This window comes from Veillonella parvula (assembly GCF_032550495.1).
In the GTDB taxonomy this organism is placed as follows: domain Bacteria; phylum Bacillota; class Negativicutes; order Veillonellales; family Veillonellaceae; genus Veillonella; species Veillonella parvula_G.
The window spans coordinates 43049-59798 of record NZ_JAWFZJ010000005.1 but is presented as its reverse complement, the minus strand read 5'-3'; the positions used below and the strand labels follow the sequence as shown (position 1 = coordinate 59798).

General features: G+C 39.5%; 15 protein-coding genes. All 15 read left to right on the top strand.

All coding sequences use genetic code 11. The annotated features are described in order from the left end of the window. Positions 1 to 4: 4 nt before the first annotated feature. The 15 genes from hemC to pyk all read left to right on the top strand — a co-directional run bounded on the left by hemC (position 5) and on the right by pyk (position 16737). Positions 5 to 943, top strand: a complete 939-nt coding sequence (gene hemC / locus E6X37_RS09260; protein ID WP_287511357.1) for a hydroxymethylbilane synthase — start codon at positions 5 to 7, stop codon at positions 941 to 943. Beyond that, complete coding sequence (gene cobA, locus E6X37_RS09255) at positions 940 to 2448, top strand: uroporphyrinogen-III C-methyltransferase (RefSeq protein ID WP_287511358.1); 1509 nt, start codon at positions 940 to 942, stop codon at positions 2446 to 2448. Before hemC ends, cobA begins: the two co-directional genes overlap by 4 nt. A gap of 9 nt (positions 2449 to 2457) precedes the next feature. Further along, positions 2458 to 3432 carry a porphobilinogen synthase gene (gene hemB, locus E6X37_RS09250; RefSeq protein ID WP_156697429.1) on the top strand — a complete coding sequence of 325 codons (975 nt, stop codon included), beginning with the start codon at positions 2458 to 2460 and terminating at the stop codon, positions 3430 to 3432. A gap of 9 nt (positions 3433 to 3441) precedes the next feature. Next, positions 3442 to 4746: a glutamate-1-semialdehyde 2,1-aminomutase gene (gene hemL, locus E6X37_RS09245; protein ID WP_287511360.1), complete on the top strand. Its 1305-nt coding sequence runs from the start codon at positions 3442 to 3444 to the stop codon at positions 4744 to 4746. A 46-nt stretch (positions 4747 to 4792) separates the two neighbouring features. Beyond that, positions 4793 to 5254: a helix-turn-helix domain-containing protein gene (locus tag E6X37_RS09240; protein WP_021148476.1), complete on the top strand. Its 462-nt coding sequence runs from the start codon at positions 4793 to 4795 to the stop codon at positions 5252 to 5254. A 296-nt stretch (positions 5255 to 5550) separates the two neighbouring features. Then, the gene (locus E6X37_RS09235; RefSeq protein WP_012864734.1) at positions 5551 to 6303 is read left to right on the top strand and encodes a hypothetical protein; all 753 of its coding nucleotides are present in this window, start codon (positions 5551 to 5553) and stop codon (positions 6301 to 6303) included. A 155-nt stretch (positions 6304 to 6458) separates the two neighbouring features. Beyond that, a complete protein-coding gene (locus E6X37_RS09230; protein WP_012864733.1) occupies positions 6459 to 6707 on the top strand; it encodes a hypothetical protein in 249 nt (82 codons plus the stop codon). 75 nt (positions 6708 to 6782) lie between these two features. Next, positions 6783 to 7547, top strand: a complete 765-nt coding sequence (locus E6X37_RS09225; protein ID WP_077707607.1) for a DUF3969 family protein — start codon at positions 6783 to 6785, stop codon at positions 7545 to 7547. 270 nt (positions 7548 to 7817) lie between these two features. After that, positions 7818 to 8702 (top strand): immunity protein YezG family protein, encoded by an 885-nt coding sequence (locus tag E6X37_RS09220; protein ID WP_077707606.1) that lies wholly within the window; start codon positions 7818 to 7820, stop codon positions 8700 to 8702. Positions 8703 to 9171: 469 nt separating this feature from the next. Continuing rightward, a complete protein-coding gene (locus E6X37_RS09215) occupies positions 9172 to 9444 on the top strand; it encodes a hypothetical protein (protein ID WP_187658824.1) in 273 nt (90 codons plus the stop codon). A 181-nt stretch (positions 9445 to 9625) separates the two neighbouring features. Continuing rightward, entirely contained in the window at positions 9626 to 9970 is a 345-nt protein-coding gene (locus E6X37_RS09210) for a hypothetical protein (RefSeq protein ID WP_229039603.1), read from the top strand. Positions 9971 to 9993: 23 nt separating this feature from the next. After that, positions 9994 to 10473, top strand: a complete 480-nt coding sequence (locus E6X37_RS09205) for a hypothetical protein (RefSeq protein WP_077707604.1) — start codon at positions 9994 to 9996, stop codon at positions 10471 to 10473. A gap of 234 nt (positions 10474 to 10707) precedes the next feature. Next, the gene (locus E6X37_RS09200; protein WP_077707603.1) at positions 10708 to 11475 is read left to right on the top strand and encodes a M48 family metallopeptidase; all 768 of its coding nucleotides are present in this window, start codon (positions 10708 to 10710) and stop codon (positions 11473 to 11475) included. Between the two features lie 12 nt (positions 11476 to 11487). After that, a complete protein-coding gene (locus tag E6X37_RS09195; protein WP_195213287.1) occupies positions 11488 to 14895 on the top strand; it encodes a DNA polymerase III subunit alpha in 3408 nt (1135 codons plus the stop codon). Between the two features lie 93 nt (positions 14896 to 14988). Beyond that, positions 14989 to 16737, top strand: coding sequence for a pyruvate kinase (gene pyk, locus E6X37_RS09190; protein WP_008715016.1), 1749 nt, complete (start codon positions 14989 to 14991; stop codon positions 16735 to 16737). Positions 16738 to 16750 lie beyond the last annotated feature (13 nt).

The following is a 16750-nucleotide window of genomic DNA, read 5'->3' as shown; positions in this document are numbered from 1 at the left end:
TGCCATGAGAGATTATATTCGAATCGGCACGCGAAAAAGTGCCCTTGCCCTATGGCAGGCTGAACATATTAGTGCAGAATTACAACGTCTGTACCCCAATATTACGGTAGAGCTAGTTCACTTTAATACAAAGGGTGACCGTATCCTAGAGAAACCACTGGCTCAAGTTGGTGGTAAAGGTTTATTTACTGCTGAGCTAGAAGAGGCTATGCATAAAGGCGATATTGATATCGCCGTACATAGCTTAAAGGATATGCCTACAGAGTTGCCAGAAGGCCTCACTCTTGGGGCTATTTCTGCTCGTGAAGTGCCTTATGATGCACTGGTGAGCCCTGTGTATAAAACACTAGACAAATTGCCACAAGGGGCTCGTGTTGGTACCAGTAGCTTGCGCCGTCAAGCTCAATTGCTACACGTTCGCCCTGACCTAAAGGTAGAGGTTATTCGCGGCAATGTACAAACTCGTTTGAGCAAGATCGAAACGGAAAAGCTAGATGGTGTTATCTTGGCTCAAGCAGGGCTTAAACGATTGGGTTTAGAAGACCAAATTACACAAGTCTTCAAGGCTGATGAAATGATTCCTGCCGTTGGACAAGGGGCGCTCGCTATTGAGTGTCGCGCCGACGATACGGAAATGCTTGATATGTTGGCTCCTATCAACGATGAAGCAACGCGCTATGCCGTTGAAGGGGAACGCAGTTTCTTGCGTCAACTAAACGGTGGTTGCCAAGTGCCAATGGGCGTGCATGGTACTATCAATAAAGGACAATTAACCTTGAAAGCCATGATTGCATCCCTCGATGGAAAAACTGTGTACGAAGGGGAAATCTCTGGCCCTGCTAAAAAGGGAGAAATCCTTGGAAAAAACCTTGCAAAAGCTTTATACGAAGAAGGGGGCAAACGCATTGTGGATGCTCTCATAGAGGAAGGAATTATAAAATGACAGGTATGGTATATCTAATTGGTGCGGGCCCTGGAGATGTTAAACTTATCACTGTAAAAGGTCGTGAATGCATCGAAAAGGCAGATGTAATTGTATATGATTATTTAGCGGATGCTCATCTGTTAGAATGGGCACGTCCAGATGCTGAATTGATTTACGCTGGTAAGCAATGTAAAGATCACACAATGCATCAATGGGAAATCAATGAGCTTTTAGTTCAAAAGGGTAAAGAAGGCAAAATTGTAGCGCGATTAAAAGGCGGTGATCCGCTCGTATTTGGTCGCGGTGGTGAAGAAGCGATGGCTCTTGGCGAAGCAGGTGTACCTTTTGAATTCGTGCCAGGCGTAACATCTCCAATCGCAGCGCCTGCTTATGCGGGTATTCCTGTAACGCAACGAGCTATGGCCACATCCTTTGCGGTGGTAACAGGTCATGAGGATCCTACAAAAGCAGTATCTGGCATTCATTGGGAAGGCCTTGCTACGGCGGTAGATACACTTTGCTTTGTAATGGGTGTCGGCAACTTGCCTGTCATTGCCGAAAAGCTGATGGCCCATGGCCGGGCAGCCTCTACACCAGTAGCACTTGTTCGGTGGGGAACAAAACCAGTACAAGAGGTATTGGTTTCTACCCTTGAACATGTCGTTGAAGATGTAGCAAAGGCTAAATTGAAAGCACCAGCTATCATCGTAGTAGGTGATGTAGTCAACCTTCGTGAAAAATTACAATGGTTCGATAATAAACCTTTATTTGGCAAAACGGTTGTAGTCACACGCGCTCGCTCCCAAGCAAGTGCATTCCGCGAAAAATTAGCGGCTCAAGGTGCTAATGTAGTGGAAGCAGCAGCAATTAAAACATCTCCATTGGAATTGTTTGAGGAAGATAAACGCATCATTAACAATACAAAAGAATACCAATGCATCGTATTCACATCTGGTGAAGGGGTTCGCTACTTCTTCGATGCTCTATATAAAGAAGGCAAAGATACACGTGCGTTAGGCAACTCTAAAGTGGCGGCTATCGGCTGTGCTACGGCTCGTGAACTTCAAAAATATGGCATCGTACCGGATATCATTCCTGTAGACTACAAGGCTGAATCTGCTGTAGAGGCTCTTGAAGAAGAACTCAGTGCAGGAGATTCTGTATTGTTGATTCAACCAAAGGTAGCACGCGATGTGATTCCACGTTGCTTGCGTCACCGCGATATGAATGTAGATATCTTGCGTTTGTACGAAACAACACAAGATACATCTCAACAAGATGCATTAGTAACAGCTTTAACAGAAGGCAATGTAGATTACATTACCTTTACAAGTTCTTCTACTGTAACAAATACAATTCAATTATTGGGAGACAATGCACTAGAGCTATTAGGCAAAACTAAAGTGGCTTGCATTGGTCCAATTACGGCTGCTACGGCTATGAGTGCAGGTCTTAAACCGGCTATCATCAGCGATGTATATACAACAGATGGCTTAGTAAACGCTATTGTAAAAGACATTTAGGAGGATTACATGTACGATTTAACATACCGTCCTCGCCGCTTGCGTATCAATCCAGAAATGCGAGATTTGGTACGCGAAACGACACTCGACGTAACTGATTTGATTTATCCATTATTTATCGTGCCTGGTGAAGGTATTAAAAAAGAAATCGACACATTGCCAGGTCAATATCACTTGTCTGTTGACGAGGCTGTGAAAGTAGCTCAAGAGACTTATGATCTTGGTGTGCGTGGTGTAGAAATCTTTGGTATTCCTACATATAAAGATGAGCAAGGTTCCTCTGCTTGGGATATGTCCCAACCAGTACAACAAGCCATCAAAGCCATCCGCGAAGCCGTGCCAAATCTCTTGGTTATTTCTGACGTATGCTTGTGCCAATATACCTCTACCGGTCACTGTGGCATGATCGATGACCATGAAATATTGAACGACGAAACATTACCATTGCTTTGTAAAGTTGCGGTAAGCCAAGCAGAAGCTGGTGCACATATGGTGGCTCCATCCGATATGATGGACGGTCGCGTAGGTGCTATTCGTGAAGCCCTTGATGCGGCAGGTTATACCAATGTATCTATCATGAGCTATGCGGCAAAATACGCATCTGCTTACTATGGTCCGTTCCGCGGAGCTGTTAATTCTGCGCCAAAATTTGGTGACCGCAAATCTTATCAAATGGACCCGGCTAATCGTTTAGAAGCTTTCAGAGAAATCGAACTCGACATCGCTGAAGGTGCAGATATTATCATGATTAAACCGGCCTTGTCCTACTTGGACATCGTTCGTGAAACGCGTGACCGCTATGAATTGCCTGTGGCGGTATACAATGTATCCGGCGAATATGCGATGGTTAAATCTGCTGCTGCGGCTGGTCTCATCGACGAAGAACGTCTCGTTATGGAAACAATGCTTTCCATGAAGCGTGCTGGTGCTAAAATCATCATTACGTACCATGCCTTAGATATTGCTAAATGGTTACAACAATAAGGAGGAACTATGTTCCAACTCGGTAAATCTGAAAAGGCCTTTAACGAGGCTAAACGTTATATGCCAGGCGGCGTAAACAGCCCTGTTCGTTCCTACCGCAGCGTAGGATCTAACCCTCCGTTTATTAGCAGCGCCAGCGGCAGCCGTATTTATGATATCGATAACAACGAATATATCGACTATGTGTTGAGCTGGGGACCTATGATCTTGGGCCATGCGAACCCTGAAGTTATTGCTAGCTTGCAAGAGGCTATTCCTCGCGGTACTAGCTATGGTGCGCCTACACTACTAGAAATAGAATTGGCTAAAAAGATACAAGCCTTCATGCCGTCTATGGAGGTTATCCGCCTCGTAAACTCTGGTACAGAGGCTACCATGAGTGCCTTGCGCGTTGCTCGTGGCTATACTGGTCGCGATCGCATCGTGAAATTTGTGGGCTGTTACCATGGTCATAGCGATGCTCTCTTGGTAAAAGCTGGCTCTGGCCTTGCTACCTTTGGCGTGCCGGATAGCCCTGGCGTTCCTCAAGGCGTAGCAGAGAATACCATAACATTGCCGTACAATGATTCTGAAGCGGTTCGTAAATTATTCGACGAGATCGGCGATACTATTGCGGCGATCATAGTTGAACCTGTAGCTGGTAACATGGGCTGCGTACCTCCAGCACCAGGTTTCCTCGAAACCTTGCGCGAAGTGACTAAGGCTCACGGCGCTGTGTTGATCTTTGACGAAGTTATGTGTGGCTTCCGCGCTAGCAGTGGGGGTGCCCAAAAGCGTTACAAGATTAAACCGGACCTTACATGCCTTGGTAAAATCGTTGGCGGTGGCATGCCACTTGCCGTGTTTGGTGGCTCTCGCGAGATTATGAACCAAATTGCTCCAGCTGGTCCTATCTACCAAGCTGGTACATTGAGTGGTAACCCAATTGCCGTTACCTCTGGTTTGGCAACGCTTTCCATTCTGCAACGTGATCCAACGGTATTTAAACAAGTAGAAGATACGACGATTGCCCTTTGCGAAGGCTTTGAAAGATTGGCGGCACAATACAATGTGCCTGTTGTAGTACAGCATGTAGGCTCTATGTTCACCATCTTCTTCACTGACAAACCAGTTAAGAACTTTGATGATGCGGCAGCTTGCAACGAAGAACAATTCAAAATGTTCTTCCACCATAACTTGAGCCATGGTATTTACTATGCGCCAAGTCCTTATGAAAGTAATTTCGTATCTATCTGCCACAAGAGTAGTGAAGTGGAACGCACATTAGCCGTTGCTGATGAAGCTTTCAAAAAAATCAGTGATACATTATTATAAAAGTATATAGTTTGTAGTTGTTTATGTATCGATACAGGTGATGAACATGCAGTTTTACAAGAACTTAAAGCGTGCTCGCGTGCGCATGGGCAAAAGCCAAATCGAAGTAGCAAAGGCCGTAGGTATCAGTAATGCGGCGCTTTCAAATTACGAAACAGGGTATCGCGAACCAGATTTAGATACACTCTGTGCCCTGTCTCGCTATTATGGATTGACCTTGGATGAGCTGTTGGATGTAAATGGAGAAGAACACGAGCCCATCTATGATCTCAGTCCTGTACTAAAAAATAAATACATCGCCTATAAAGGTGATGTATTTGAGTTAAAAGACTCGCAAAAACGTGCGCTCTTGCGTGAGCTTGATAATTTATTTACTAAATTTGAGAAATCAAAGGTAGAAGATAAAGGTAGCAAGCCAAAGACGTACAAACATGGGAACCCACATATTAATCGGGCGGGCCTAGCTAGTAGCGCTGGTAGTCTGGCGGCACGACGGAATATAAAGTAGTGCTATACTACATTGTAGATTGAGTGGAACATGTTTATTTAAACAATTTAATTAACTTAATTATAAAAAGTACCATCTATTTGGGGCTAAACGACACATAAGTCGTCCCTTGATAGATGGTACTTTTTTTGCCGCAACATAACAAAATATTCGTTGGTGGTATACGCTAGTTTAACATATAATTGAATTATAGAAGGGGAATAAATATTTATTAATTAGATATGATATTTGATATTATTAAAAGATGTTGGTGTTTTGTATGAAGCTATTTGATTATATAGCTTAGGTAGTTTGGTATGAAAAAAATTTGTTCTTTAATACTGATTGTTATAGCAATTATTAGTACCACTATTTATCAGTATTATTATCACGATGGTTCTCCTAATAATATAGTTATTCTGGATGAGTCCCATGAATTAGTAGATACATCAATTAAAGAAACCGTCTCTAGTCGTATTTTAGCCGTATATCTTGATGAGCCTTACTATTATTATTTAGGCTATGATGGAATCGGTCGATATGATATTAGAAATCACATGTTAGATGTTCTAGAATTTGAAATTTACGGTGATGAGACTGGCAAGCATAAAATTAATTATTCAAGATCTAAGATGATTGTTAATAAGAAATCTAAGTTAGAAGCTTTTTCAAAAGAGACTTTAGATAACTTTGAAAAAATGCTGATGAACTCAGAACGTGGTGCTAAATATTATAATAAACGATGGTATCATTCAGGCTATGAAGCCACATTTCTCGACTTAGATAAGCATCTAATTATTACAAATGACGTAAGAGGAATAAAAGAGACTCCTACTAAAATCTTAATATTTAATGTTAGTGGTTTTATTATCATTGATAAAGAAACAAATAATATACAAGTATATTTTGATGAAAGTATTGCTGGTAAAAAGGTTAGAGACTCTTTAATTACTATGTTGAAATATAACTATGGCGATTATCTAACCATATTAAATAGTCTTGATGAAATTGGGAAAGACGAACGGACCATCTTGTTACAATTAAGAGATAATTATGTTAATAAAAAGTAGTAATATATTATATTTATATTCATAATATTGTGTAGTAAAAATTGAGAGTACTTTAACGAGTTGATTTGATGGAGTTGTTAGTTTTGAAAAAGATAGGAATGTAAATATTCTATTTAGTATGTATTATCTTAATTATAAGGAGATTTAGTAGATCGATGGAGTTCTTTGATTCTTTTTTGAATTTATATGATACAAATTATGAGGTTAAAGGTACAATTCAGGCTATAGGATTTTTAATTGCATTTATTTGTATTCCTGAGTTGATTGGTAATCATGATAGTATAGAATCTTTTACTTCAGCTAAGCCTATAGTGAGATGTGTAGTAAGGATTATTTTGAGTATCTTCTTATTTTTTGCAATATTTACTTTGTTGGGTTTGCTGATGGATAATGGACTATTATAATTCACTAAGTAAAACGGGTTAATGATGAACGTATAGATTTTAAGCTAGAATAAATTAGTGGATAGAGGTATAAATATGATCTATTTTAAAAGTAAAAAAAGCTTAGATACATTTTTAATGGTCTTTATATTGGGTGCTGTTAAGGCATATAGACGAAATTATATTGACTTGACCATTTTAGAATATTACATATTTAGTATGTTAATTCGATTAATGTGTAGAAAAGCACATCTGTCCGATAAACTGTTAAATATAATTGGTGATGGGATGAGTTTAGAGGATGTTGATGAGTGGATGGCTCGTAGAATCCCTATACCAGCATTAAATGATACGTTAGATGATATTGAATGCAGTAGTTGGATTGCTTTAATAGAACGGGAGTTAGAGGGTAATACTTTATCTGAAGTGTTAAAGATTTCTACACATGATGAAAAGAAGTTCGGTATCTATTTCTTTACCGATTATGTAGAGGAGATATTTTGGGCGTTGTTTTTGTTAGGATTGTATGAAGTCTTACAAAAACCTGAATTCATTTCTGAATCAATCTTAAGTTGTATTAAACAGACCTATTTGTCTGAAATATATACGTGTGAACGTATTCAGAATGAAGATCTTCAAGCATGTATTTCCAATTTACAGGAGATAGCGGATACTAATATATCCGGGCAATTAAGTAAAGATTTAATTACTATGAAAGCAAAATTAGCATCATTACAGATATTATTACCATTTTATGATGTGAGTTTTGACAAGTTAAAAACAGGCATTGATTTAAAAGCTACTAAAGGGATGTTTTGGCAGATTAAAGTTTCAGGGGAGTTTATAGACTTAGGATTATAGATTCTAGAAGATTTTTAAGTTGTATATATACTTATGATTATTATTTAAGAAAACTAAGCTAGAAGACTTTTCAAAAGAGGCTTTATATAACGTTAGAAAAATGCTAATGAACTCAGACCATGATGCTAAATACTAACAATAATCGCTGGTATTATTTAGGTTATGACCTAACATTTCTTGATTTAGATAAACATCGAATCATTACTAATGATGATGTAAGAGGAATAGAAGATTTTCTGACGAAATTCCTAATAATTAATGTGAGGATATATGGATATATATATTAATAAAATAAGAGATATACTTATTGATTGTATGCCAATACATTGGTATAAGTGTTATTTGTTTTTTGAATGTACAGAATCAGGTATGAGTTCGGCTTGTTATTATGTAAAAACCCCGGCTGGTTCAATCATTAGTTATGGAGATTTGCTATATAATTGCAGTGATGAAAAAGTAAAATCTATAAAAGCTGGAACTAGTGAGATTTTAACGTATGTACGTTTACTTCATGAAGCCTCTACAGAACAATGGACGTGGGGAACAATGTATATTTCACGCGATGATTATGAGCCACATTGTGAATTTCATAATGACCCTGTAACTGACGATTGCTGGCTCCAAAATAGATATAAGTGGGTATATAAAAACTTTGGTGTTTTGGAAAATGAAGATGAATTTGATCCGGATGTATATAAAGAAATGCTAAAAGGTCCACGAGGTGTTTTATTATTGGAAGATATGGAATCTCGTGTATTAGCAAAAAATTATACTGCCATTGATAAGGCATTTAAGTTAAAGCATAAAAGCTTAGAATCGGAACTTGAAAAACATTATAATAAAGTAGCCAAAAGTATATACAAGTTAACGCCTCTAAATTGGCATCGTGCTAAATTACACTTTGATATGAATGTTAATAATTCCTCTGTAGAGCTTTTGGTTTATAAAACTGAGGATGATTCATATATTACAAAGTATGTAGAAAATAATGATGAAGAGCCGGCTATTATTTCGGAAGTTATGTATAATTTAAAGAATGAAATTTTATCAATGATTGAGACTTTTAAATTCTATAATCAAAATCCGTTCTCTGGATTAATATTTATATTAACAGCTAATGGTGAAGTATCTTTAGAATTATCTTACTCAGATTAGTAGGTTAGTATTACATACTATTATAATGACACCTATACCACCAACAAGGGCTTGGTATAGGTGTCATTTTTATATTACAAAATGATAAAAAATCATTATTACTTAAAATCTAAGTAGTTCTATTAAAATCACCAGATTTCTAAGTTTTTATGAGTGTTTTATGATAAAATAAAAGATATGAATATCTCAACAACTAGATTTATTATTTATAATAGAGATATTATTGAGTATAAGATGACGTGAGTTTATGGAGAAATATTACTAATATACAAATATGAATAAAATAATTGTTTTTATTAAAGGTCTACTGCAGTTATCCACGATATTGGTAGGTATATTTGGTCTATTTCTCTTTATAGGTGGGGGTTGGTTATATCATGATTTACAGTATCGGTATGTAGTTGATAGCAGATACAATACAATTTTTGATAAGGCCAACAGTGTATATCTCATTAATAAAGGTATTTCGATGGATATTATTAATGATAAAATTTATGCGATGAATGATGATGTCTATGTTATTATTAATCAAGAGAGCAATACAATTATTGTATATTATTTAAATCCAGAAGATGTTGAAATTATAAATAATTTTACAAGATTACAACAATGGTATTACGGTGATAATATGATATTACAACCGATTGAAAGTTTAGGTCCATCTGAAACATTTGATATATATAAGAAATTGTCAGAAGCGCCTGGAAGGTTTCAATCACAAGGTAGCCGAATTTCTTTTTAATAGCAGTATAATTTTAGATTCCAAGTTCTAATAACGTAGTTAGGACTTGGAATCTTTTATTATTTTTTGATCAGTTTAAGCGGTAGTCATTAAATATAAAACTTCTTAATTAAAGAGGAGTATTATGTTACTTATATTAAATAAGTCCTATTAAAATTACCGGAATTTTATGATTTTATGAGTGTCTTATGATAAAATAGATGCTGCATTTGGTAATGCTAAAGCTGCATTCGGAAAATTAAAGATTGGTGTTAGAATGACAAAAATTTCTGAAGATAAAGTTCATGTGGTTGGGCAAGCAAAAGATTTATATAATTTTGAATGGCTTCCTGATTACGATAATAAAATCGGATCTATTCCTCCGGCAGAGCTTTCTACTGCGTATATAGATAAACTATGGTCTATGGTAATGAGTGCATCAAAGGAGAGTGCATTAATTGCTGCAGCTAATATTGCATATTTAGAACAGAGAGCTAGAATTATAAAGCCTTTTAAATATGGAATTCAAATTGATACTGTTATTTAAGCTGAAGTGAGAGCATAGTAGAGATGAAATATATATTAATTATTTTGGTAAGTATTTTGAGTTTAGCAGTATGCTCAATAATCTATATTGGTGAATCTAATTCATATAAATATGAACCTCGTTATTTTTTGGGATATTCCAAGGGTGAAAATTATATATTGGATAATAAAACTGGGTCCACATTAGAATATAATGGATACTCTTACGAATCACAATTAAACTATCTATATAGTTATGGAAAAACAGGTTTTCTAAAAATTGATTTAATTTTAGATCAAATATACTATTTATTTGATGAGGAAACCGATGAAAATTATAAAAAATATACTTTAAACAACTATTTGATAGAGAAAAAAGAGCTAGAAAAAGAACAGAAACCAATTCACATACATATTTTATCTAGTAAGGCAGACCTAACTTCTGAGGAACAGGATATTTATAATCGGTTGAAAGATAAGAAGATGAGATATCCTAATCGTTCTATTATTGTTAAAGTAAAATAATATGCTTAATATTTTGGTGATTTGGATGCTTCGTAAGACAAGCTTGTGATGTATTTATTAAGACTTTTCTATACTAATAAATAATTTGATATTACAGATTATTTTAATGACACCTATACCACCCATAAGGGCTTGGTATAGGTGTCATTTTTATATTACAAAATAGTAAAAAATCAGAATTACTTAAAATCTAAGTCATTCTATTAAAATCACTAGAATTTTACGATTTTATGAGTGTTTTATGATAAAATAAAAGGTATGAATACTTCAACAACTAGGTCTATTACCTATAATGGCGACAGAATTGAATATGAGTTAACCATCAAGCGTGTGAAGAACATGAACATGCGCATTACCAGGGATGGTGTGATCCATGTGTCGGCGAATGGGTACATACCGGATTATGTGGTGGATAAATTTGTCATCGAAAATATGCCCTCCATTGAGCGGGCTCGTTACAAGATTGATGCATTGAATGCCAAGTGCGTTGAGGCGTTGCAGTATGTGAATGGTGAAAGCTTATCAATTCTTGGTATTCTCGTTACCTTACGCCTAGTTGAGCAGGATGGAAAGCCTCATATCGGCTTTGACGGAAAAGCCATCCTTACCATGGTAGTACCTCGTGGTACGACCTTTGAAGCAAAGCATAAATTAATGCAAAGTTATTGGCGTAATTTAGGGGAGAAGGTCTTTGTCCACTGGGCGAAGGTCGTATATCAGCGCTTTCACAAGCAAGGTATTGATGTACCTATGCCAACCATAAAGCAGCAGCGCATGAAGAGCCGTTGGGGTTCTTGTACGCCTGCAAAGCAGCTCATTAAGATGAATACCCGCTTATTAGAGGGGCCACAGGCGTATATTGAATACGTTATGGTTCATGAGTTTGCCCATTTTAAATATTTAGACCATTCCAAGAACTTTCACAATCTCGTGGCACAGTTTTTGCCAGATTGGAAGGTCCGCAAGAAGTCATTGAACGTGTATTTTGCTCATCGCCCTTAAAGGAGGTGTACCATGCAGCCATTTGTACATTTACATAGTCATACAGAATTTAGTTTGCTGGACGGCATCAGTCGTTTGCCTGACATGGTACGTCGTGCGAAGGAGTTAAATCAGCCGGCCCTTGCCATTACAGACCACGGCAATATGTACGCCGCCATTTATTTCTATAAAGAGTGTATGGCCCAAGGCATTAAGCCTATCATTGGTTGTGAAGTATATGTAACGGAAAATAGCCGATTCGATCGTCCAGAAGGTCGCAGCCGTGAAAGACTAAAACATCTTATCTTGTTGGCTGAGACCATGGAAGGGTATCGTAATCTCGTTAAAATCGTATCTAAAGCATCTACAGAAGGTATGTTGTATCGTCCTCGTGCAGATCGTGATTTATTGCGCCAATACAGCAAGGGTATAATTGCCCTTAGTGCTTGTATTCAAGGAGAAATCCCTCAGTATATCTTGCAAGATAATATGGAGGGCGCGAAGCGTTCCATCGAATGGTATATTGAGACGTACGGGAAAGACAATTTCTTCTTGGAAATCCAAAATCACGGGTTACCAGAAGAAGCAAAGGCACAAGAGGAGCTCATTAAGCTCAGCAAGGAATACGGTCTTGGCATCGTAGCGTCTAATGACTTCCACTATGTCTTAAAAGAGGATGCAGACGCTCAGGATATTAAGGTTTGTATTTCTACAGGCCGCCGCCGTGCCGAAGTGGACCGCTTAAAGTTCCCTAATGATGAGTTCTATTTGAAATCCGGGGATGAGATGGCGCAGTTGTTCTCTCATATTCCTGGGGCCATTGAAAACACATTAAAAATTGCAGAGCGCTGTAACGTAGAATTCAACTTCGACGAACATCACTTGCCTCACTTTGATGTGCCAGAAGGGGAAACGTCTAAAACGTATTTACGTAAGGTTTGTGAACAAGAAATTCCACGCCTTTATGGTGAAACGTCTGAAGAGTTACAAAAGCGTCTCGACTACGAGTTAGATGTTATCGGTACGATGGGTTTTGAGGATTACTTCCTCATCGTATGGGACTATGTACGATATGCCCGTGAGCACGATATCTTAGTAGGTCCAGGTCGTGGTTCTGCAGCTGGTTCTGTAGTAGCCTATCTATTAGGTATTACAGGTCTTGATCCATTAAAATACGATTTGCTCTTTGAACGGTTCCTCAATCCGGAACGTGTCAGTATGCCCGATATCGATATTGACTTCTGCTATGAAAAACGTGGTCAAGCTATCGAATATGTAACGCGAAAATACGGACAGGAGCGCGTATCCCAGATTATTACCTTTGGTACAGAGGCAGCGCGTGCCGTAATTCGTGACGTAGGTCGCGTGCTGGACTTACCACTGGCTGAAGTGAACCGCATCGCTAAGATGATTCCCAACGAACTAGGGATTACCTTGGATAAGGCTTTACAAGGTAAAGAGTTAAAGGCTTTATACGAAGCTGATCCAAACGTTAAAGAATTATTTGATTTTGGTAAAAAGCTAGAAGGCATAGCGCGAAATTCGTCCACGCATGCGGCGGGCGTCGTAATTTCTGCGGACCCTCTAGATGACCACGTACCAGTACAAAATGCCAACGATGAAGGCTTTGTAACGCAGTACGATAAGGATAACATCGAGGAATTAGGGCTTTTAAAAATGGACTTCTTGGGCCTCCGTACCTTGACGGTTATGGGGGATGCCTTAAAGCTCATCAAGGCGAACCGTGGTATTGACCTAGACTTAGATGCCATTCCGCTTGATGATAAGGCGGCGTGTGACATTCTCACAAAAGGCGACACCTCTGGTGTATTCCAGCTTGAGTCGGAAGGTATTACAAAGCTTGTAATGGACCTTAAGCCTGAGCATTTTGAAGATTTAATTCCATTGGTAGCCTTGTATCGTCCAGGCCCACTAGGCTCTGGGATGGTGGCGGACTTTATCGACCGCCGTCACGGTAAAAAAGAGGTTACCTATTTACATCCAATTTTAGAACCGATTTTAAAAGATACCTTTGGTGTAATCTTATACCAAGAACAGGTTATGCAGATTGCGTCCGCCATGGGTGGTTTCTCCCTTGGTCAAGCGGACTTGATGCGCCGTGCTATGGGCAAGAAAAAGGAATCTGTTCTAAAGGCACAACGGGAGTCCTTTATTCAAGGCTCTGTAGCGAACGGTATTACCGAGTCCGTTGCGAATGAAGTATTCGATTTGCTCGTATACTTCGCTGGTTACGGCTTTAATAAATCACATAGTGCGGCTTATGCGTATATCGCGTACCAAACGGCGTACTTGAAAGCCCATTATTTCCCTGAATTCATGGCGGCTACCATGACGAGCTTCATGCAGAACATGCAAAAGTTGACGTATTACATCAACTCCTGCAAGAAGCACAATGTTAAGGTTTTAGGTCCAGATATTAACTATTCTGAGCGCAGCTTTGCCGTACAAGACGATGCTATTCGTTTCGGGCTTGGCGGTATCAAGAACGTAGGGGACAATGCCATCGATCGCTTGATTACTGAGCGCAATGAGCATGGTCTATATACGGATATCGTGGACTTCTGCAAACGGGTGGATAATAAGGTCGTTAATAAACGATTGCTTGAAAGTCTCATTCGTTGTGGTGCCATGGATGGTTTCAAGGAAAATCGTAACCAATTGTTGCACATGTATGAAAGCGCACAAGCCGTTGGTGCTAAAGAGCAAAAGGATGCCGCTATGGGCACTATGAACCTCTTTGGCGATATGGAAGAATCTGTCGATTTTATCCCTGTTCCCAATGTGGAGGATTTATCGGAAGACGATAAGTTAAAGGATGAAAAGGAATATACCGGCTTTTACATTACGGGGCATCCATTGCAAGGATATGCGAAGGAGTTGGAGGGCCTCTTTGAACTGGGCGCTCTCGTAGAAAATCCAGAGCAATACGATGGTCAAACCATTACCTTTGGCGGTCTCATCGAAAATAAATCAGACCGCATGACGAAGCGCAATGAGGTTATGTCCATTCTTCGCATTGAAGATTATTCTGGTGCGGCTAATGTAGTGGCATTCCCTAAGGTCTTTAGTCAAAGCCAGCAATTCATTGCAGTCGATATGATTGTTAAGGTAAAAGGCCGGGTTGATGCGGATGAAAAAGGTGTGCAAATCATTGCAGACCGTATTACGCCATTAAAGGTAAACTATGGGCAGGCAAAACAGGTGGCAATCCACATTTATAGCCAATATGATACACCAGAAAATAGCGAAGCCTTAAAACGCGTGTTGACTAGCACTGCTGGCTCTGTGCCAACGTCATTATATTTACACCGTCAACGAAAACGGATTAATCTGCCACCAAATATGTGCTTTGACCCTAGTGATGAATCCATCAGGGCTATTGAATCTATTTTAGGTGAAGGCTCCGTAGAGGTGCAATAACATATGTTGTGTGAGGCACAGATAGCTTTCACCAACATTGATATAATAAGAAATGAAAGATCCAATCTTGGATGTGCTTTCATAGGAGGAAAGATGAAACGTACAAAGATAGTATGTACTGTAGGTCCGGGAACGGATAAATTTGGTATCTTAGAAGATATGATGCGGGCGGGCATGAACGTAGCTCGTTTTAACTTCTCTCACGGATCCCATGAAGAGCAAGCAGAACGCATGCAAATGGTGCGCGATGCAGCGATGATTGTGAATAAACCGATCGCATTATTGCTCGACACAAAAGGCCCTGAGGTTCGTCTCGGTCTATTTAAAGAAGGCAAGGTATTCCTCGAAGCTGGTCAACCATTTACGTTGACTACAGATGATGTGGAAGGCACAAAAGAGCTTAGCTCCGTGAACCACAAAGGTCTTACAGGTGATGTGTCCGTAGGGGATAAAATTCTATTGGCTGATGGGCTTGTAACACTTACCATCGATGCTATCGAAGGCAATAATATCATTACAACTGTTCAAAATAGCGGGGAAATCGGCAACCGCAAGCGTGTAGCCGTACCAGGTGTAGCACTAAGCTTGCCACCTGTATCTGAACAGGATGAAGCGGACTTGCGCTTTGGCTGTCAACAAGGGGTAGACTTTGTGGCCGCATCCTTCATGCAACGCGGTAAAGACATTGTGGCTATTCGCCGCATTCTTGAGTCTGAGAAAAAAGATATCAAGATTATCGCGAAAATCGAAAATGCAGAAGGCGTTAAAAATATCGATGAAATCTTGGAAGTAGCTGATGGCCTCATGGTTGCGCGTGGCGATCTCGGTGTAGAAATCCCTGCAGAAGAAGTGCCAGTACTTCAAAAGATGATGATTGAAAAATGCAATAACTTGGGTAAACCCGTTATTACGGCGACACAAATGCTTGAGTCTATGATTCAAAATCCACGTCCAACACGTGCGGAAGCAAGTGACGTAGCTAACGCCATTTTGGATGGTACCGATGCGATTATGTTATCTGGTGAAACAGCCAATGGTTCCTATCCTATAGAAGCTGTTGCGACCATGACTCGCATTGCAGAGGTAACGGAAAAGGCTGCTATTTACGATAGCTATAGCCGCGCTCGTGAGGATGAAGAAATGACTACTACAAGCGCCGTATGCTTGGCTAGTGTGCGCGTAGCTCAAAATCTCGGGGCCGCTGCTATTTTGACATGTACTGAATCTGGCCACACCGCACTTAGCGTGGCGCGTCATCGTCCAGATTGTAAAATCATCGCTGTCACACCTCATGAGGAAACTATTCGTCGCATGCAATTATGCTGGGGCGTAGAGGCTATTAAGGGACATGAAATTATCAACTCCGATGAAATGGTAAAACAAGCCATTACTGGTGCGCTTGGTACTGGGGCTATCGAGTCTGGTGACCTTGTAGTTGTTACCGCTGGTGTGCCATCCGGTGCAACCGGTACTACAAACATGATTCGCGTTCACATTGCAGGTCGAGTACTCTTGTCTGGCAATGGTATTTTACGTAAATCCGTTACAGGTAATGTATACATTGCGGCTAATCATAAGGGTAATTATGAAAGTTTCAAAGATGGTGATATCCTTGTGGTAGGCACAATTGAGCCTGAATTGATGGCTATTGCAAAACGAGCAGGTGGCATTATTGCCGTAGAAGATGGTTATACATCGGACAGCGCTATTGCGGGCATTACCTATGGTATTCCTGTTATCTTAGGCGCTAAAAATGCTCATGAAGTGCTTCTTGAAGGTCAAGAAGTGACTATCGATGGCGAACGTGGTAAGGTGTTTGCGGGCATTGCCAATGCTCGATAATCTCTATAAGTGA

Bases quoted from the DNA above. Each gene is read 5' to 3' on its own strand.
- cobA (WP_287511358.1), top strand. From the start codon at position 940: ATGACAGGTATGGTATATCTAATTGGTGCGGGCCCTGGAGATGTTAAA.
- hemL (WP_287511360.1), top strand. From the start codon at position 3,442: ATGTTCCAACTCGGTAAATCTGAAAAGGCCTTTAACGAGGCTAAACGT.
- hemB (WP_156697429.1), top strand. From the start codon at position 2,458: ATGTACGATTTAACATACCGTCCTCGCCGCTTGCGTATCAATCCAGAA.
- E6X37_RS09230 (WP_012864733.1), top strand. From the start codon at position 6,459: ATGGAGTTCTTTGATTCTTTTTTGAATTTATATGATACAAATTATGAG.
- E6X37_RS09235 (WP_012864734.1), top strand. From the start codon at position 5,551: ATGAAAAAAATTTGTTCTTTAATACTGATTGTTATAGCAATTATTAGT.
- E6X37_RS09195 (WP_195213287.1), top strand. From the start codon at position 11,488: ATGCAGCCATTTGTACATTTACATAGTCATACAGAATTTAGTTTGCTG.
- E6X37_RS09215 (WP_187658824.1), top strand. From the start codon at position 9,172: ATGGATATTATTAATGATAAAATTTATGCGATGAATGATGATGTCTAT.
- pyk (WP_008715016.1), top strand. From the start codon at position 14,989: ATGAAACGTACAAAGATAGTATGTACTGTAGGTCCGGGAACGGATAAA.
- E6X37_RS09220 (WP_077707606.1), top strand. From the start codon at position 7,818: ATGGATATATATATTAATAAAATAAGAGATATACTTATTGATTGTATG.
- hemC (WP_287511357.1), top strand. From the start codon at position 5: ATGAGAGATTATATTCGAATCGGCACGCGAAAAAGTGCCCTTGCCCTA.
- E6X37_RS09225 (WP_077707607.1), top strand. From the start codon at position 6,783: ATGATCTATTTTAAAAGTAAAAAAAGCTTAGATACATTTTTAATGGTC.
- E6X37_RS09240 (WP_021148476.1), top strand. From the start codon at position 4,793: ATGCAGTTTTACAAGAACTTAAAGCGTGCTCGCGTGCGCATGGGCAAA.
- E6X37_RS09205 (WP_077707604.1), top strand. From the start codon at position 9,994: ATGAAATATATATTAATTATTTTGGTAAGTATTTTGAGTTTAGCAGTA.